The 18,010-nt window shown below is 67.0% G+C and carries 17 protein-coding genes; 10 read left to right on the top strand and 7 right to left on the bottom strand.

What is annotated here, in order from left to right:
* The first annotated feature begins 22 nt into the window (after nt 1–22).
* From HNO51_RS08610 to HNO51_RS08600, 3 genes are all read left to right on the top strand, one after another.
* Nucleotides 23–439 carry a DCC1-like thiol-disulfide oxidoreductase family protein gene (locus HNO51_RS08610; RefSeq protein WP_197450585.1) on the top strand — a complete coding sequence of 139 codons (417 nt, stop codon included), beginning with the start codon at nt 23–25 and terminating at the stop codon, nt 437–439.
* 40 nt (nt 440–479) lie between these two features.
* Entirely contained in the window at nt 480–1,166 is a 687-nt protein-coding gene (locus HNO51_RS08605; protein WP_209538966.1) for a type 1 glutamine amidotransferase domain-containing protein, read from the top strand.
* A gap of 74 nt (nt 1,167–1,240) precedes the next feature.
* The gene (locus HNO51_RS08600) at nt 1,241–1,834 is read left to right on the top strand and encodes a LysE family translocator (protein WP_209538965.1); all 594 of its coding nucleotides are present in this window, start codon (nt 1,241–1,243) and stop codon (nt 1,832–1,834) included.
* Here the strand turns inward: HNO51_RS08600 and HNO51_RS08595 are convergent.
* The gene (locus tag HNO51_RS08595; protein ID WP_209538964.1) at nt 1,820–2,653 is read right to left on the bottom strand and encodes an AraC family transcriptional regulator; all 834 of its coding nucleotides are present in this window, start codon (nt 2,651–2,653) and stop codon (nt 1,820–1,822) included. The two genes, HNO51_RS08600 and HNO51_RS08595, sit on opposite strands and share 15 nt — an antisense overlap.
* A gap of 149 nt (nt 2,654–2,802) precedes the next feature.
* On the opposite strand from HNO51_RS08595, the gene HNO51_RS08590 reads away from it, so the two are divergent.
* The 3 genes from HNO51_RS08590 (at nt 2,803) to HNO51_RS08580 (ending at nt 5,807) form a co-directional block, all read left to right on the top strand.
* Entirely contained in the window at nt 2,803–3,798 is a 996-nt protein-coding gene (locus tag HNO51_RS08590) for a DUF2795 domain-containing protein (RefSeq protein ID WP_197450581.1), read from the top strand.
* Nucleotides 3,798–4,133 (top strand): DUF2795 domain-containing protein, encoded by a 336-nt coding sequence (locus HNO51_RS08585; protein ID WP_242597258.1) that lies wholly within the window; start codon nt 3,798–3,800, stop codon nt 4,131–4,133. Before HNO51_RS08590 ends, HNO51_RS08585 begins: the two co-directional genes overlap by 1 nt.
* Nucleotides 4,134–4,274: 141 nt before the next feature.
* Nucleotides 4,275–5,807, top strand: coding sequence for a sensor domain-containing diguanylate cyclase (locus HNO51_RS08580; protein WP_197450579.1), 1,533 nt, complete (start codon nt 4,275–4,277; stop codon nt 5,805–5,807).
* Between the two features lie 25 nt (nt 5,808–5,832).
* Here the strand turns inward: HNO51_RS08580 and HNO51_RS08575 are convergent, their stop codons facing one another.
* Nucleotides 5,833–7,182: a cytochrome P450 gene (locus tag HNO51_RS08575; protein ID WP_209538962.1), complete on the bottom strand. Its 1,350-nt coding sequence runs from the start codon at nt 7,180–7,182 to the stop codon at nt 5,833–5,835.
* 179 nt (nt 7,183–7,361) lie between these two features.
* Nucleotides 7,362–9,077: a methyl-accepting chemotaxis protein gene (locus HNO51_RS08570; protein ID WP_197450577.1), complete on the bottom strand. Its 1,716-nt coding sequence runs from the start codon at nt 9,075–9,077 to the stop codon at nt 7,362–7,364.
* 291 nt (nt 9,078–9,368) lie between these two features.
* Here HNO51_RS08570 and HNO51_RS08565 point away from each other — a divergent pair, with 291 nt between their 5' ends.
* Nucleotides 9,369–9,986: an exopolysaccharide biosynthesis protein gene (locus HNO51_RS08565; protein WP_209538961.1), complete on the top strand. Its 618-nt coding sequence runs from the start codon at nt 9,369–9,371 to the stop codon at nt 9,984–9,986.
* A 9-nt stretch (nt 9,987–9,995) separates the two neighbouring features.
* Nucleotides 9,996–10,943, top strand: a complete 948-nt coding sequence (locus HNO51_RS08560; RefSeq protein ID WP_209538960.1) for a threonine ammonia-lyase — start codon at nt 9,996–9,998, stop codon at nt 10,941–10,943.
* Between the two features lie 26 nt (nt 10,944–10,969).
* Here HNO51_RS08560 and HNO51_RS08555 read toward each other — a convergent pair whose 3' ends face one another.
* Nucleotides 10,970–11,572 (bottom strand): LysE family translocator, encoded by a 603-nt coding sequence (locus HNO51_RS08555; protein WP_197450574.1) that lies wholly within the window; start codon nt 11,570–11,572, stop codon nt 10,970–10,972.
* Between the two features lie 97 nt (nt 11,573–11,669).
* Here HNO51_RS08555 and HNO51_RS08550 point away from each other — a divergent pair, with 97 nt between their 5' ends.
* The gene (locus HNO51_RS08550) at nt 11,670–13,064 is read left to right on the top strand and encodes an aminotransferase-like domain-containing protein (protein WP_209538959.1); all 1,395 of its coding nucleotides are present in this window, start codon (nt 11,670–11,672) and stop codon (nt 13,062–13,064) included.
* A gap of 14 nt (nt 13,065–13,078) precedes the next feature.
* Here HNO51_RS08550 and HNO51_RS08545 read toward each other — a convergent pair whose 3' ends face one another.
* Nucleotides 13,079–14,113, bottom strand: a complete 1,035-nt coding sequence (locus tag HNO51_RS08545; RefSeq protein ID WP_209538958.1) for a GlxA family transcriptional regulator — start codon at nt 14,111–14,113, stop codon at nt 13,079–13,081.
* A 107-nt stretch (nt 14,114–14,220) separates the two neighbouring features.
* Between HNO51_RS08545 and HNO51_RS08540 the strand changes: the two genes are divergently transcribed.
* Nucleotides 14,221–15,324: a class I SAM-dependent methyltransferase gene (locus HNO51_RS08540; protein WP_209538957.1), complete on the top strand. Its 1,104-nt coding sequence runs from the start codon at nt 14,221–14,223 to the stop codon at nt 15,322–15,324.
* Nucleotides 15,325–15,368: 44 nt separating this feature from the next.
* Here the strand turns inward: HNO51_RS08540 and HNO51_RS08535 are convergent, their stop codons facing one another.
* Both HNO51_RS08535 and HNO51_RS08530 read right to left on the bottom strand, forming a co-directional pair.
* The gene (locus tag HNO51_RS08535) at nt 15,369–16,589 is read right to left on the bottom strand and encodes an acetate/propionate family kinase (protein WP_209538956.1); all 1,221 of its coding nucleotides are present in this window, start codon (nt 16,587–16,589) and stop codon (nt 15,369–15,371) included.
* Nucleotides 16,586–18,004 (bottom strand): bifunctional enoyl-CoA hydratase/phosphate acetyltransferase, encoded by a 1,419-nt coding sequence (locus HNO51_RS08530; protein ID WP_209538955.1) that lies wholly within the window; start codon nt 18,002–18,004, stop codon nt 16,586–16,588. The genes HNO51_RS08535 and HNO51_RS08530 overlap by 4 nt, the downstream gene beginning before the upstream one ends.
* Nucleotides 18,005–18,010: the final 6 nt, after the last annotated feature.

The raw sequence follows: 18,010 nt of genomic DNA, 5'->3' as shown, positions 1-18,010 counted from the left end.
TCAGGATAGCAGAGTGCCGACGATGAACGATTCGCGCGATCAGGGCGCATCGAGCCGCAAGCTCCGCCTGGTGTACGACGGCGCCTGCCCGATGTGCCGCCGCTACGTACGCTGGCAGCGCATCCGCCAGGAGGTCGGCGAACTGGAGCTGATCGACGCGAGGCAGAACAGCGCAGCACGCCGGGAGCTCACGAACCTGGGCATTGACCTGGATGAGGGCTTCGCCCTGCAGGTAGGCGAGCGCTGGTATCACGGCAGCGAAGCCCTGCACCGCCTCACCCTGCTCGGCACCCGCAGCGGCGCGTTCAATCGAACGATGTATCGGCTCTTTTCAAGCCAGGAGCGCACGGCACGGCTCTATCCTCTGCTCAGGGCATGCCGCAATGGGTTATTGAGGGTTTTGGGGAAGGGACGCATCGGGAACTTGGCCCGTAAATGAGTGAGTGACCCGTCAACGAATGAGTGAAAAGGAGAGCCCCATGAGCAAGAGAATTCTGATGGTCTTGACCTCCCACGACCGTCTCGGCGATACCGGCGAGCCTACCGGTTTCTGGCTGGAGGAGCTGGCGGCACCCTACTACGCCTGCCTGGACGCCGGCGCTGAGGTGGTGCTGGCCTCGCCCAAGGGTGGCAAGCCACCGCTGGACCCCAAGAGCGACGCCGAAGAGAGCCAGACCGAGGCGACCCGCCGCTTCCAGCAGGACGACCAGGCCCAGCAGGCGCTGGCCAATACACACAAACTGAGCGAGGTAAGCGCCGACGATTTCGATGCCATCTTCTACCCCGGCGGCCATGGCCCGCTCTGGGATTTGGTCGACGATGCGGATTCGATCCGCCTGATCGAGGCCTTCTGGGCACAGCAGAAACCGGTGGCCGCCGTTTGCCACGCGCCCATCGTGCTGCTCCACGCGCGTGATGAGGAAGGGAATCCGATCATCCGTGGGCGCCAGGTCACCGGCTTCACCAACGAGGAGGAAGAAGCCGTGGGCCTCACCGAAGTCGTTCCGCACCTGGTGGAAAACGCCCTCAAGGAGGGCGGCGCCCACTACACCAAGGCCGATGTCTTCACGCCCTACACCCGCCAGGACGGGCGGCTGATCACCGGCCAGAATCCCCCCTCCTCCGAGCCGACGGCCCAGCTGCTGCTGGAGGCGCTCGGCAGGTAATACCTCAATTTCGTTCAATACCGCGGCCCCAGCCGTACGGCACGCTTGGCTCATTGCCACCCAGGAGGATGACGATGAGCCTTGCCATGATACTGCCGATGTCGGCGTTTGCCCTTGCGGCCTCGATCTCGCCGGGGCCGGTGAACCTGGTCTGCCTGAGCAGCGGCACGCGCTACCCTCTGTCGCAGGGGCTGGTGTTCGTCACTGGAGCCACGCTGGGCTTCGTCGTGCTGTTCGTAGCGGTGGGGCTGGGGCTCTACTCGGTGCTGGCGGTGGTGCCGGGGCTGGATCGGGCGCTGCGCTGGGCGGGGGTGGCGTTTCTGCTCTATATGAGCGTTCGGCTGTTTCGCGACGAAGGCCGCCTGCCGGAGGGCGAAGCCCAGCGGGCGCCGGGCTTCATGACGGGTGCACTGATGCAGTGGCTCAACCCCAAGGCATGGCTGGCGTCGGCCTCGGGCATCGGCGCCTACACCAGCGGCAGCGATCTGAATCAGGTGTTGCTGTTCGCCGGGCTCTACCTGCCGATCTGCTGGCTGTCGCTGGGGAGTTGGGTCTACGCCGGGGCCTTCCTGCGTCGCTACGTGCACAGGCCGGCCGTGCTGACCACCGTCAATCGCACGCTGGCGGTGCTGCTCGCCGCTAGCTGCTTGTACCTACTTCTCGAGTGAGGGCTGCCGGTACTGATTCGGTGTGGCGGCCACCAGGCGCTTGAAGGTGCGCTGGAAGTGCGGCTGGTCGGCGAAACCGGCGTTCAGCGCCGCCTCGGCAATCGGCGTACCGCGCTTCAGTTCGCGCTGGCCCAACTGGATGCGCCGGTTGATCAGGTAGGCGTGCGGCGTGAAGCCGAAGTGCTGCTTGAAGGCGCGAATGAGGTGGCCGGGGCTGTAGCCGGAACGCTCGCACAGGTCGTCCAGTGAGATCTCCTCCGTCGCATGCGCATCCAGGTAGGCTGCCAGCTCCTTCAACACGGCCGGCGCCCTGGCCACTGCCCGGGCCGGCTGGCCGGCCAGCTCGTGCATCAGGGCGGCGAGGTATTCGACCACCACCGTTTGCTTGTCCAGCAGGTCACGGGTCGGCTCGAGCAGGCATGCCGCCATGTGACAGTACCCCTCATACCACGTGGGACTGCGAATCACGGCGGTGGCGAAATCCTGCCAGCGCGGCGATGCCAGCAGCCCGGCCTGATGGCGCAGCTCAGTGAGCCAGTCGGTATCGACGTAGAGCATCAGGTAGGCCCAGGGCCGGTCGTCAATGGCGCGGCAGGCGTGCATCCAGTCGGGATTCATCAGCACCAGGGTGCCGGCATGCACGTGGTAGCAATCCTCCCGGTAGCGGAAGGAGCTCTCCCCGGCGGTAATGGCGCCCAGCGACCAATGGGCGTGGCTGTGCGGGGCGTAGCAGACCCTGCGGCCGTCATCGACCTTGCGCAGTTCCACGTGCGGCATGCGCGGGTCGCGCCAGAACAGGGGTTTGGTGGCGTCCGACATGACAGGCTTCCGGAGTGAATCGAATTCCAAGATAGCGCTCGTTGGTGGCCGCCGCCAGCGGTACCCTCTTTGCAGGCTCGGCGCCTCTCTGCTAACCAGAGATAAGGATTCTTGTCGCGACACGCCCATTCCAGCACAGGAGGTGCCAGATGGCGGATCATGTCGAGAAAGGAGAGATCCATTTCTTCTACCGGCCCAAGGTGAATACGACGACGGTGCAGTCGCTCGACGACGTACAACGCCTGCACGTGGTGCTGGTGCCGGACGATCGCGAGACCGCCCGCCTGCTGCTGGTGGGCAAGAAGCGGTTGCCGGAGATCGTGAAGGGCAAGCCCAAGTCCACCGCCCGTGAATGGATGATGGTCGACCTGACGGGAAAGCCCAAGGCGATCGGCGAGGCCTTGGCGCCGCTGGAGTACGAAACCAGGACCCGCGGCGAGCAGGAGCAGGGCGAGGCCATTCCTGCCGGCGAGGGTCGCTACGCGATTTTCGAGCGCGGCAACAGCTCCCGCCTGGCCTACCGCCTCAGCCGCCCAGGCAGGCCCGGCAAGGCCCAGCGGGAATTGGGCATCCTGGCCGAGGCCAGCTTCATCATCTCGGTGCGCAACCCCTCCCTGGAGGTACCCGGTTTCCCCGAGTCCAAACCGAACTATCCCAAGCGCTTGCAGGACAAGTTCGCCGACCGGCGCTGGATCGATGTCGACGATGGCCGCCTGCTCGACTACGAGAGCGTCCAGCTGCTGCTGATCGGTGCGCACGACGATCTCGGCGAGGAGGATGTGACGATCAGCGGCAAGGCGGATCTGTTCAGGACTCTGGGGTTGGATCGGCGGGAGTGGCCGACCGAGGCACTGGAGGGCGGCGACCTCGCCCGACCGCACATGCAGCCGGAAAGCCACGCGCCCGCGGGAGACCGCAGCAAGGGCGGCGAGCGTGGTGGCCAGGCGGCCAGCAGCACGGCTTCGGCGGCCGGGATCGCCCAGGCGCTCAAGGGGGTGGACTTCCCCTGCGACAAGGCCGCGCTGATCCATCAGGCCAAGACCAACCGCGCCGCGGCCGAGGTCATCGAGGTACTGAACGAGTTTCCCCGCCGCAGGTACGACACGATGGCGGACGTTCAGCGCGCCGTGGGAGAGCTACGTTGATGGCACAGTTCACTTGCGAGATCTGCGGCGCCACGTTCGAGCAGAAGAGCCGCTATGAACGGCATATGCTTACTTCCCACCCGACACGGGCCGTGTCGGCCGCCGACCTCGAGAAGGCACTGAGAGGCATCGATTTTCCCGTGGGTCACGCAGACCTTGTCGATGCCGTGAGGGGCGAGGAGCGAGAGATACGCGACATCGTCGCGCAACTGCCCTCGCGCCGGTACCGCGATGCCGCCGATGTGGCACAGGCCTTCGGCGAGCTTCGCACCCACGCGCAGGCGGCCGACGACCAGCCGGGCGGCCCAGGGGGTGAGCGTTCAAAGCGGCCGTAAACGCCACGGGTCCCTCGCGATGCACCAGGTTGATGCCAGTCCTACCCGCCAGTGTTAGGCTACAGTCAACTTAAAGTTAATCGGCTTATAACTCCAACGTATGGTTGTCGGCCTCGAGCGGGCAAGACGACCCAGGCGGGCATGGTAGATTTCAAGACTCTCTCGACTCGGGCTCAGCCCGGATTCAAGCGCCCTCACCGTCTCGCCCTGGCGACGCTGGGACCCCGCGCCTTCGCTTTCTGTCACACCTTCGGCCTCACGCTGTGGATTGCCCTGGTCGAGGGCAGCGGCTGGACCTTGATCGGCCCAGGCCTGCTTCTACTCTTGTGGCCAGCGCTGGCCTATGGCCATGCCGTGCTGGCGCAGGACTCGAAACGCGCCGAGTTTCGCAATCTAGCCCTGGACAGCCTGCTGTTTGGCATGTGGTGCGGCGTACTGGACTTCTATGTACTGGCCACCGTCACCATCGGCCTCGCCTGCTTCATGAACAACATGGTGGTCGGCGGCCTGCGCCGGTTGGCCGTCTCCATGGCGCTGTTTGCCGCCGGCGCACTGGGCTGGGGCCTGTCGGCAGGCTTCGAATTCCGCCCCTACGTCAGCACCGAGCTGGATATCTACCAGGTCACCGGCGCGGTGCTCTATTTCCTCGCGCTCGCCTATGTGATGTACGGGCAGAATCGCAAGATCGGCCGCAGCATTGCCGAGATCAAGTTCCAGAACCGCGTCTTTCATGCCTTGCTCGATCTTGGCGTCGTGGCCAATCGCGCCTCGAACATCCATACCCTGCTGGACGATTCGCTGAAGCATCTGCATGCCGATTTTCCGGAGTACGGTTTCGCCGTGTTTCTGCAGGAGCGGCAGCGCCCCGAAGTGACGCGCTACGCGGCCGTGGCCGGCCTCCGCCTGGGCGCCGAAGACGAACGCCAGCTGGGCGGCCTGCTGGCAACGCTCCAGGAGCGGCCGGAAAGTACGGTCAAGCTGCGCGTGAAGCCGGACGGAGAGCAGCTGTACGCCACCCCCATGGCAGGCCGCCTCAGCATGTACGAAGGCTGGCTGATCGTGCGCGCCCCCAGGCTGGATCGGCGCCTGGAGCGCATGCTGACGCTGTTCGTCGACCAGTTGGCGGCGGCTACCGAGAACAAGCTGCTGCATCTCGCATTGAAGAAGACGGCGGAACGCGACGGGTTGACCGGGCTCTACAACCGCGGCTTCTTCGAGTCGGCTCTGCAGCTGAGCATCCAGGGCAAGGCGCAGTCACCGAACCTGGATTTCGCCGTGCTGATGATGGACGTCGACGGGCTCAAGCAGGTGAACGATCGCCATGGCCATGTGGCGGGCGATCAGCTCATCACCACGGTCGCCGAGCGTCTGCAAGTGCACTGCCGTGCCAGCGACATCCTCGCCCGCTACGGCGGCGACGAATTCGTCGTGCTGTTTCCCTCCGCCGATCTAGCGGCCGCGAACCGCTTGGCCAGCCTGATCAGAACGCATCTCGAAGGCCAGCGCTGCTCCATCACCTCGGCCAATGGCGAGCGCTTGACGCTGGAGCTTCGCTTGAGCCTGGGTGGCGCCAGTTCATGCGAGACGTCAGCCCAGGAAGTGCTCGCCCTGGCCGACGAGCGCATGTACGACGACAAGAGCGAGCGCCGCAGGCAACGCGCCGCCCTTGGTTGAGCCGCGCGACACACGGCCGCGGCGCTCAACACGCCCTGCAGTCGAAGGCCAGACCGTAGTTGTTGAGCAGCGGCGGCATCGGCCTGCTGCTGAGCAACCGAGTCGGCGGGTTCAACCGGTACTCCCGCCCCTTCAGCAACTGGGCCAGCATGAGGCTGGTCACCAGTAGCACCACGTGCCTGCCCGGGCAGATGCCGCTGCCGCCGCTGAACGGAACCAACGGCCAGTTCCCGGCTTCGCCCGGCTGCAGCCAGAGGTCGGGATCGAACCGATTGGCATCGTCCAAATAGCGATCGTCGCGGTGGAAATAGGGGGCCAGCAGCAGTACCGAGGTTTGCGCCGGCATCGTGCCGTTCTCCCATTCGGTCGCTTCGGTGGTCTGGCGCAATAGCAGCGGCGTGGTGGGCCACAGTCGCAGCGACTCGAGTACACAGGCTCTCAGGAAGTCGAGCTTGGGCGCTCGCTCCAGGCCGTGCTCGGTGACCTCGGCCTGCGCCCGCTCGGCCTGGCCGGGATGCGCAGCCAGCAGCGCCAGGGCACGGAAGGTGGTCATGCCGGCCGGATCGAAGGCAAACAGGTATTGCGGCACCTGGTGCTCCGGCTGGGTGACGGCGTCGGTCGAAGCCCGCGCCACTTCGGCGGCCAGGCTGCCCGCCTCCCCCCGCTTGAGGTAGGTGCGGAGACGCTCGTGAAAGGTATCGCGCAGGCGGTCATGGCCCGGATGCAGGAAGGCCCAGTTGCCGGCGGAACGCAGCTTTTCCAGCATCTCGGTCAAGGCGCGGTCGTCGCGCGCGGTATCGCCCAGCACCACGCGGCGCACCACCCGGTTCCAGGTTTCCTCGAACATGCCCCAGTCGAGCTTGCCGTCGTGCCGTTCCACGAAGGTGAGCAGCTCGCTGGCTTCCTGCTCGACCACCTGGGCAAATCGCGCCCCCAGGCCGTGCACGGGGCACCCGCTCTGCAATACTTCCTCATTGAAACGGCGGCGTTCGGCACGCTCGGGGCCGTGAGAAACCAACGCCATGTCGGGCTCGAAGTGCTCCAGGGCTTTCTGCTTGGCCCATTCAGCGGTGGCGAAAGGCTCGGGCGTCTCGTTGAGCACACGGTTGGCGTGGTCGGGGTCGAGCACCAGCGCCATGGGCTTGCTCTTGGGGGTGTGCAGCATCAACGGACCGGCGCCGTACTTCTCGTTGAGCTTTTGCAGGCGGCGGATGCTGTGCTTGTCCAGGCCAAGCTTCTCCGCCATGCCCACCACCCTGGGGCGACGGATGATCACCCCCTTGGCGATGTTGGGAACGAAGACGTTGCCCACCACCGCCAAGGTTTCGCCCACGGTTGCCGTCGGCAGGCTGCCATGTACCGGATCCCTAGCCATCGCTCTCTCCCTGGATTGCCTTTCCTACCGGCAGTCTAGTCGCGGAGAGACCATAAGCCCTTGTTTTAAACAAAAAATTACATGCAGATGGCTGGGCGCCAAGCCTGGCGACGAAACACCCCGAGCCGGTCAGGTCGGGGGTTGAAGAACCGGCGCAGGAGAACCCGGCGGACCCAACGCTAGAACTCGCTCCAGTCCTCTTCGACGTTCGAGCGCTGGCGAGCGCTGGACGGCTTGGGATCTGTCAGGTGAACGAGCTGGTGCTGGCTGGCCTGCCGCTCTGCCCTGCCACCTCGTGTTTCGCTCCGGGCGGTGGACGCCCGCTCGTTTTTCACCGCCTTGGGCGTGGCGTGCTCGTCGACGCGGAAGGTGGCAATCAGTGCGGCGAGGTTACGAGCCTGCTCCTCCAGTGAGGCCGCTGCGGCACTGGTCTGCTGCACCAGGGAGGCGTTCTGCTGGGTCACCGAATCCATCTCGGTCAGTGCGGTGTTGATCTGCTCGATGCCGCTGTTCTGCTCCCGCGTCGCAGTGGAGATCTCGGCCATCAGGGCACTGACCTGGCGGATCGAGTCGACGGTGTCGTTGATGGTCTGGCCGCTGCGTTCCGCCTGCTCGGCGCCGCTGGAGATGCGCGCGGTGGTGTCCTCGATCAGGCCACGGATCTCCTTGGCCGACTCCGCGCTGCGGCTGGCCAGGGAGCGCACTTCGCTGGCCACCACGGCGAAGCCGCGGCCCTGCTCCCCGGCCCTTGCCGCCTCCACCGAGGCGTTCAGCGCCAGGATGTTGGTCTGGAAGGCGATGGAGTCGATGACGCCGATGATGTCATTGATGCGCTTGGCGCTTTCGGCGATCTCGCGCATCAGTTTCACGGTGCGCTCGACCTCCTGGCCACCGGCCTCGGCGGTCTGCGAGGCAGAGGCAGAGAGCCGGTCGGCCTCGATCGACGTGTCGGTGTTCTTGCTCACCGTGGAGGCCATCTCCTCCATGCTGGAGGCGGTTTCCTGAAGGGCGGAGGCCTGCTGCTCGGTGCGCGAGGAGAGATCCTGGCTGCCCGTGGCGATCTCGCCGGCGCCGGTAAAGACGTTCTCGCTGCTGTCGCGCAGCGAGATCACCAGCACCTTGAGCTTTTCCTGCATCCCCTTCAGCGCAGCGTAAAGCTGGCCGATCTCGTTGCGACCGCGGTCCTCGATCCGTGCGGTCAGGTCGCCATCGGCGATACGCTGGAAATGCACTATTGCTTCGCGCAGCGGGGTCACGACCACCCGCATCAGGGCGAGGCGAATCAGGAAAGCGGCCACCAGCCCCGCCACCAGCAGCGTCGTGGCGATGATCGTCACGTTGCGATCCAGGGCCTCGACCGCCTCGATATCGTGGACGGCGCGCTCTTCGATGTAATGGATAAAAGTATCCATGGCCCGATCGAGCTGCGCGCCCAGCTCGGCCAATTGCTCCTGGCTGCGCTGGACCTGGAACGGCGCGGCATCCAGCAGCGGCACCAGGCCCTCGTTGACGAGCGCATCGTAAGCCTCGGTGATGGCCACGACGTGTGGTGTACGAGTATCCGCGGGGTCGAGTGACACTTCACGGAATTCAGCGAAGCGCTGCTGTGCCGTTTCAATCGCGGCCGCCGCCAACTGTTGGTTCTCACCAGCCTTGTCCGGGTTGCCCTGGGTGCTGAGGCTGGCATAGCGGTCGAGGAAGGTCTGGGCGCGCAGCACGTTCACCTGCGCCCGGTTGGCCGTGTCGGCCAGCTTCATGTTGGTTTCCGCCAGCTCGTGCAGGGCCGCTTCACCCTTGCCGCTGGAGTAGAACCCCAGCCCGCTGATCAAACCGATCATCAGCACCAGTACCGCGAGTGCTGCTGTCAGGCTCCACTTGATGGATAGGTTCTTCATACATCGCCCCTTGCATGACGCGTTCTGGTTTTTTTGGGTGGTTTCCCTTATCCCATCGGCCTGCGAAGCGAAAAGTTGAGAAAACGTGGAAGACAAATTCGATCTCTGGATATAGAGCAATGGCATAAGTGCGCGCCAGCAATTCCGCTTTGGTCTGACCCGAGCGGGTCGACGATCCGGTCAGGGCGGGTAGACACGGCGGCGGCATGAGCACGTCCCGCCGCGTTGGCGCTATGCTGTGAGCCATCAGGAGTTCTTGTGCACGCAAAGGGAGAGCCAATGGGAGAAAGGATGCAGGCCTCACGAGACACGAAAGCGGATGACGTCACGGAGCCACATAGCCTGGTCGAACTCATGCAGGCCATCGAATCGATCGATACACCCTCTGGGCGCATCCGCTTCGACGAGGTGCTGGACGCCATCGGCCGGCGCGCCTTCGGCCCGCTGCTGCTGCTGGCCGGGCTCGTGACGCTGATGCCCATCGTCAGTGGTATCCCCGGCGTACCCACGCTGATGGCCCTGTTCACGCTGCTGGTCTGCGCACAGCTGCTGATCGGTCGACGCACCTTCTGGCTGCCACGCTGGCTGCGCAACCGAACGCTGCCCAGCGACAAGGTGCACAAGGGGCTCAAGTGGATGTACAAGCCGGCCCAGTGGATCGACCGGCTACTGCACCCGCGCTTCTCCTTCATGACCGGCCCGCTTGGCATTCAGCTCACCGCCCTGTCGTGCTTCGTGCTGGCCCTGGCCATGCCGCCCATGGAACTGGTGCCGCTCACGGTCAACATCGCCGGCGTGGCCCTGACCTTCTTCGGCCTGGCGATCATGGCGCGTGACGGCCTGCTGTCGATCCTTGCCTTTCTCATCACCGGCACGAGCCTGTTCGTCATTCTTTACAACCTGCTGTAGGGGTAGCCCATGCTCCCGCTCGAACGCCTTCAGTCAGCCCAGCGGCTCATTGCCGACACCCTCCCGCCCACTCCCCTGCTGCTCGACCATGGGTTGTCGGACCGACTGGGCCGTCGCGTGTGGCTCAAGGGGGAACTGTTCCAGCGCACCGGCTCGTTCAAGCCGCGCGGCGCCCTGCACTGGGTGCGTACCGCCAAACGTGAGGAGCTGGCCGGCGGCCTGGGGGCGGTATCGGCGGGCAACCATGCCCTGGGGCTCGCCTGGGCGGCAGGCCAGGCCGGCGTACCGGTCACCATCGTGATGCCGGAGAACGCCAGCCGGTTCAAGGTGGAGGGCAGCCGTGAGCTGGGTGCCGAGGTGATCCTGTACGGCGACATCAACGCCGCCTGGGAGCGGATGCATAAGCTGGTGGCTGAGCGCGGGCTGACGCTGGTCCACCCCTACGACGACGAGCGCATCATCGCCGGCCAGGGCACGGTGGGTCTCGAGATCCTCGAGCAGGCACCCGAGGCCACGGCCATCCTCTGCCCGGTGGGCGGCGGCGGGCTGATCGCCGGCATCGGCTCGGCCGCCGCGGCGCTGCGCCCTGAGCTGGCACTCTTCGGCGTGGAACCCTGCGGCGCCGCCAGCATGGCCCACGCCTGGGCCCAGGGCGCGCCTTCGCGTCTAGGCAAGGTGGAGACCTGCGCCAAGAGCCTGGGCGCGGCCATCGTCGGCGAGCATACCTACCCCATCTGCCGTGAAACCGTACGGGCACTCGCGCAGGTAGACGACGCGGCCATCGGCCGCGCCCTGCACCACCTGCTCTACCAGGCCAAGCTGATGGCCGAACCGGGCGCCGCGGTGGGCGTCGCCGCCCTGCTGGAGGAAGCCGTCGCGCTTCCGCCCGAAGGCGACGTGGTGGTGGTGATCACCGGCGGCAACATGAGCCGGGAGGAGCTGGAACCATTCCTGTGACGCCAGCCGCCTTACCGCCCGGCACATCAGGCCAGGATGAAGTAGACGCAGGCTGCGGTGAGCCCACCCATGGTTCCATTGAAGACGCGCCAGGCACGCGGTGTGTCGAGCCACTGCCCGATGGCCATTCCGAAGCCCGCCCACAGCGCGATGCAGGGCAGGCCCACCAGCTCGGCGAACCCGGCCAGCAGCAGCGCGTTGAGGACGGTATCGCCCCCCTCGGGCAGGAAGCCCGCCATCAGCGCCAGGCCCATCACCCATGCCTTGGGGTTGGCGAACTGGAAGGCCGCCGCCTGCCAGAAGCTGAGCGGCCGCCCCTCGCCCTTGTGGCGCAGGTCGGGCGGCGGCGCCGTGGCGATCTTCCAGGCTAGGTAGAGCAGGTAGGCGCTGCCGACCACACGCAGGGTCATCTGCACCGCGGGGTAGCGTTCGAAGATCAACCCCAGCCCCAGGGCGATGGCAGCAAACAGCAGGAAGCAGCCGCCCAGGATGCCGAAGATGTGCGGCAAGGTACGCATGAAGCCGTAGTTGGCCCCCGAGGCCGTGAGCATCATGTTGTTGGGCCCCGGGGTGATGGTCATCGAGATCATGTAGAGTGCCGCAGGGCCGAGAAACGCCAGAGCTTCCATGTCTTTGTACCCATACAATTTATCGTCAGGATTGGAATTTTCCTACAATTGTCAGCATAATGAGGCTAAATCCGCCGTCAAAGGTTTTATTGTCACCATGACAATGTGGGTTCCACAGCTTGCCGAAACGGGCGTGCGCTACCGCGCCATCGCCGAGTCCATCGCCGTGGCGGTGCAGGCCGGTGAACTCCTGCCGGGGCAGAAACTCCCGCCGCAGCGCCGCCTGGCCGACCGCCTGGGGGTTACCGTGGGAACCGTGACCCGTGCCTATGCCGAAGCCGAGCGTCAGGGGTGGGTGGTGGCCCGCGTGGGCAGCGGTACCTTCGTGCGCGGCAACGAGGCGGCGTCAGGCCAGGATTTTCTGGCCAGCCGCCCCGTCGAGGATGGCACCATCGACCTCAGCCTGAGCCTGCCGCCGCCGCACCCGATGCGAGTCGCCAGCCTGGGGCGCGTGCTGCAAGAGATCGCCGAGCAGCCCGCGATTCTCCAGCGCGCCGTGGAGTACCAGCCGGATCGCGGCGTTCCCGCCCACCGCGAACAGCTGGCCGCGTGGATGACCCGCCTGGGCATGCCCGCCGAGCCCGAGACGCTGGTCGTCACCCAGGGCGGCCAGCACGGCATCCACCTGGCGCTGCAGACGTTGACGCGGCCGGGCGAGCGCATCGCCGCCGACGTGCTCACTTATCCGGGCCTGATCACCGCCGCCAGCCAGGCGCACCTCAAGCTGGTGGGCGTGCCGATGGACGCCGAGGGCATGGACATGGACGCCCTGGCGCGGCTCTGCGCGCAGCAGCCACCGCGGCTGGTCTACGTCACGCCGGATCAGAACAACCCCACCGGCACGCCCATGAGCGAAGCGCGCCGCGAACGCCTGGTGGCCCTGGCCCGTCGCCACGACTTCTGGGTCGTCGAGGATGGCGTGCAGTACCTGCCCGAGGCGGAGCGCGGCACGCCGGTCTACCGCCTGGCGCCGGAGCGCACGCTGTTTCTCTTCAGCACCGCCAAGGTGCTGGCCGGCGGCCTGCGCATCGGTACGCTGCTGGCGCCGCCGGCGCTGCGCGAGCGGCTGGGCACGGCGCTGCGCGCCCAGAGCTGGATGGTGCCGCCGCTGATGGTCGAGGCGGTGTGTCGCTGGGTGGCAAGCGAAGAGAGCGACGCCCTGCTCGACTGGCTGATCGAGGAGTTGGGGGAGCGCCAGCGCATGGCCCGGGAACGCCTGGCCGGCTATGCCGTGAGCGGACGCCCGCATGGCAACAACCTGTGGCTGCCGCTGCCGGAGGGGCTGCGCAGCGCCGTGTTCGTGGAAGCGCTGGCGCAGCGCCGGGTCCTGGTCAGCAGCGCCGAGCCCTTCTGCGTGGGCAGCGAACCCGCGCCCCAGGCGCTGCGGCTGTGCCTCAGTGCCGCGCCCTCGCGCGAGGCGCTGGCCCAGGCGCTGGATACGCTGGCGGGGCTGCTCGCCGAGCCTCCGGCCGCGCCCTGGCAGACGCTGTAGCGCAACAGATCGCCTCAAGACAGGCGCAGTCGCAGCCCGCGGAAGCGCCGCCGGTAGCGGCTGGGCGTCAGCCCCACGCGACGACCGAACAGACGACGAAAGAAGCTGGGGTCGGCATAACCGAGCTGTTCGGCGATCGCTTCGATCGGCTCGTCGCCCTGCTCCAGCAGCTGCTTCGCCTCCTCCAGGCGCAAAGTGTGCACATAGTCCATCGGCGTCATGCCGGTCGCCGCCTTGAAGCGGCGCTTGAAGGCGCGTTCCGACAGGCCGCTGACCTCCACCATGCCGGCCACCGGCGAGTGGTCGTCGTAGTGCTGGGCGACCCACACCTGGCAGCGCGCGATGCAGGCATCCGCCACTTGCCGTGAACTACTGAGCACGGCGTAGGGCTGCTGCCCGTCCTGATGCCAGTCGATCAGGTGGACACGGGCCAGGCGCATTGCCTCGTCGGTGCCAACCAGGCGCGCCACCAGGTAGAGGGCGAGATCGAACCAGCTGGTACCGCCGCCGGCCATGATCAACCGTTGCCCTTCCCCGCTGGCGACCAGGATGCGATGCGGGTACACCTGCACCTCCGGATAGCGTCGCGCCAAGGCCTCGCAGTAGGCCCAGTGGGTGGTGGCCTCCTGCCCTGCCAGCAATCCCGCCTCGGCCAGCAGCATGGCGCCGGTGCAGGCCGCCGCCAACAGGGCCCCCTGGACGTGACGTTCGCGCAACCAGGCGATCTCGGCCCCGTAGCGCCCCGCCAGCGGCGCTTCGGGGGCAATGAAGAGATCCGGTATGCAGGCCGCGGTGATCGGCGGGCACGCCTCCAGGCTGCAGTCAGGCTGGACCCAGGCGCCATTGGGAGCGCGGAAGCCTTCGCCGCTGCGCGAGACGATCAGCGGGCGCAGCAGAGGCTCGCCCATCCGCCCGTAGACCAGGAAATTCCAATCCCGCCCCGCCGAGCCGAACAGGTCGAACATGCCGTACAGCGTCGAGGCGGTCGCCTCGGGCGTGGCCAGCAACGCAATGGTCAGCGGCTCATCGGCTTCGACATCGTTCCCCATGGCAGAAAACTCCCGATTGCGTCGCTTTGCTCCTGCGTGATGCCGCGCCGACGGTCGTAACGTGATCCTGCACGACAACGCCAACGACAACACGAAGGAGAGCCACCATGTGTGATGTTCCCACTCTTGGCGCCCAGGAAACCAGCACTGGCGCTGCCACCACGACCGAAGCCTTCGAGGCACGCCTGGTCGAGGCGCTCAACGCAAGCGGCCTGATGCTGCTGCTCTCGCTCGGTCATCGCACCGGCCTGCTGGCGGCCATGGCCGAGGCGCCTCCCGAAACCAGCGAGGCCCTGGCCACGCGCACCGAACTCGACGAACGCTACGTCCGCGAATGGCTAGGGGGCATGGTCGCCAGCGGCGTCGTCGAGACCGATCCGTCGACCGGTACCTATTGGCTGCCACAGGAGCATGCCCTGCTGCTGACGGACAAGGGCCCGGCCAACCTCGCCGTCTACTCGCAGTTTATCGCCATTCTGGGCAGCGTGGAGGACGATGTGGTGCGCTGTTTCCGCGAAGGCGGCGGCGTGCCCTACTCGCGCTATCCACGCTTCCAGGAAGTGATGGCCAGCGACAGCGGCCAGACCGTGCTGCCGGCCCTGTTCGATGCCATCCTGCCGCTGGCCGAGGGCCTCACCGAGCGACTCGAGCGTGGCATCCGGGTGCTCGACTGCGCCTGCGGTCGCGGCCGGGCGCTGATGGCCATGGCCCAGCGCTATCCCGCCAGCCGCTTCGTCGGCTACGACCTGTCACAGGAGGCCATCGACTGGGCCAGGCGTGAAGCCGATCGCGCCGGGCTTGCCAATCTCACGTTCGAGGTGCGTGACCTGAGCGACTTCGACGAGACCGCCGAGCCCGAGGCCTTCGACCTGGTCACCACCTTCGATGGCATCCACGACCAGGCGCGGCCACGCAGTCTGCTCAGGGGCATTCGTCGCAGTCTGGCGCCGGGCGGCGTCTACCTGGTGCAGGACATTCATGCCTCGAGCCACCACCACCTCGACCGCGAACACCCGCTGGGTACCATGCTCTACGCGGTCTCGGTGAGCCACTGCATGACGGTATCCCTGGCCCAGGGCGGCGAAGGGCTGGGTACCATGTGGGGGCGCGAGCGCGCGCTGGCCTACCTGGAGGAGGCCGGCTTCGGCGATATCGCGGTTCACCAGCTCGAGCACGACATCCAGAACGACTACTTCGTCTGCCACCCTTGATGTCACACCGCACTTGGAGGCAGCGCCGAGCGGCCTGCCTCCCGCTAGCGGAGCATGACGCCGGCCGTATACCAGGCGATCATGCGCTCCTCGTCGGTGGGAATGACCCACAGCCCCAGCCGGCTGTCGGGAGCGGCGATGTCGGTGGCATGGGCGGCGTTGGCCTCGGTGTCGAGCCGCGCGCCGAGCCACTCGCAGCCCTTGGCCACGGCGGCGCGCACCGGGGCGGCGTGTTCGCCGATGCCGGCGGTGAAGACCAGATGGTCGAGCCCGCCCAGGGCCGCCGCGAGGCTGCCGATCTCGCGCACGATGCGGTAGACGTAAAGCTCGATGGCCTCCGCCGCGGCAGGCGCCCGGCTGGCCAGCAGTTCGCGCATGTCGCCGCTGATCCCCGACACACCGAGCAGGCCCGACTCCCGGTAGAGCATGCGCTGTACCGCCTCGGCGCTCATGCCCTCCTGCAGGATCAGGTGCAGCACCAGACCGGGGTCGAGGCTGCCGCTGCGGGTGCCCATCATCAGCCCTTCGAGCGCCGTGAACCCGGTCGTGGCGGCGACGCTGCGGCCATCGCGCAGCGCACACAGGCTGGCGCCATTGCCCAGGTGGGCGATGATCACCCGCCCGCTCGATGCCGCCTGGCGGTGCTGCGGCAACTCCTGCTCGCCCAGGACACGGCTGACATAGTCGAAGGAGAGCCCATGGAAGCCGTAGCGGATCACGCCTTGCTGGCGATAGCGGCGCGGCAGCGGGAAGCTCTGGGCCACCGCCGGCTGGCCGGCGTGAAAGGCGGTATCGAAGCAGGCGACCTGAGGCAGTGCCGGCCGCAGGTCGGCCAATGCCCGCACCGCCGCCAGGCCATGCGGCTGATGCAAGGGCGCCAATGTCACGAGCTCCTGCAGTTCGCCGAGGTTGCTTTCGTCGAGGCGCAGCGGATCGCGATACTTCGCCCCGCCATGCACGATGCGATGCCCCACGGCACGCAGGTCGCCCAGGGCCGGATTCGCCTCCACCCATTCGAGCAGGCGGGCCAGGGCACCCGGGTGGCCCAGCATGGGCGGTACGTTGCACAGTGCGGCGGTGTTCGCATCGCTCGGGGGCTCGTCGAACCCCGCGCCCAGCTCGACGCGAGCCTGGTCCCCGAGCCCCGCGAACTGGCCGCGACAGCGCAGCCTCAGGCCCATGGGGGTCTCGGCGGGCACGGCCTCGAACAGAGCGAACTTGAGGCTCGAGGAGCCGCTGTTGACGACCAGGATCTCCCCGCTCATGGCCCACTCTTCTTGCGCTGCTCCGCCACCAGCAGCGCCAGGGCGCAGGAAGCCAGGCGGGTGATGGCATCGTCGGCGCGGCTGGTCAGCACGATCGGTACCCGTGCCCCCATCACCAGGCCGGCACCGCTGGCATCGGCCAGGTAGGTGAGCTGCTTCATCAGCATGTTGGCCGACTCGAGATCGGGAGCGACCAGGATGTCGGCACGCCCGGCCACCGGCGAGACGATACCCTTGGCCGCGGCGGCCGCTTCGGAAACGGCATTGTCGAAGGCCAGCGGGCCGTCGAGCACGCCGCCGAGGATCTGTCCGCGCTCGGCCATCTTGCACAGCGCGGCGGCCTCGAGGGTCGAAGCGATCTTGGGGTTGACCGTTTCCACTGCCGACAGGATCGCCACCCGGGGCGAGGCGTTGCCCACCGCATGGGCCAGGTCGATGGCGTTCTGCACGATGTCCTTCTTGTCGGCCAGCGTCGGGTAGATGTTGATGGCCGCATCGGTGATGAACAGTGGTCGCGGGTAGGTCGGCACGTCGAACGCCATCACGTGGCTCAGGCAGCGCTCGGTGCGCAGGCCGGTGTCGCGCTTGACCACCTCGTGCAGCAGCTCGTCGGTATGCAACGCGCCCTTCATCAGCGCCTCTACCCGCCCCGCCCGGGTCAGGGCCACCGCCTCGGCCGCCGCGGCATGGCTGTGCGGCACGTCGACGAGTTCGAACTCGGCGATGTCGACTCCGGCGGCTGCGGCGGCGGCATGTACCTTGGCCTTGGGCCCCACCAGCACCGGGCGGATCAGTCCCTGGCGCGCCGACTCGAAGGCGCCAAGGATCGACGCCTCGTCCACGGGGTGCACCACCGCCATGCTCACCGGCGCAGGATGCTCGGCGGCGCTGAGCATCTCGTGCAGGCGCGCCCGCTCGGCCAGGCGTACCCGCGGCAGAACGGCACGCGGCCGAACGATCTTCTCGGTCGGCGCCTGCACCTCCGCCTCGCCCTCGATGACGGTCTCGCCGTTCTGGTTGGTGCACAGGCACTGGAAGACGATGCGCTTGAGCCGCTCGTCCTTGGCCTGCGCACGCACGCTCACCCGCAACACGTCGCCCAACCGGACCGGCCTGCGAAAGCGCAGCGTCTGGCCCAGGTAGATGGTGCCGGGTCCGGGCAGCTCGGTGCCCAGCACGGTGGAGATCAGCGCCCCGCCCCACATGCCGTGCGCGACCACCTCCTGGAAGCGCGTGCTCCTGGCGAAGTCGTCATCGAGATGCGCCGGGTTGATGTCGCCTGACATGATCGCGAAGAGCTTGATGTCGTCGAGGGTCAGGCGCTTCTCGAGCGATGCCGTATCGCCGATGGCTATCTCGTCGAAGGTGCGGTTTGCGATATGGCCGTTGGTGGTCAACCGATCCTGACTGTCCATGTACTA

This window comes from Billgrantia sulfidoxydans, assembly GCF_017868775.1.
GTDB lineage: Bacteria > Pseudomonadota > Gammaproteobacteria > Pseudomonadales > Halomonadaceae > Halomonas > Halomonas sulfidoxydans.
Note: the sequence above shows the minus strand (reverse complement) of the source record. Positions and strands in the feature narration are given on the sequence as shown.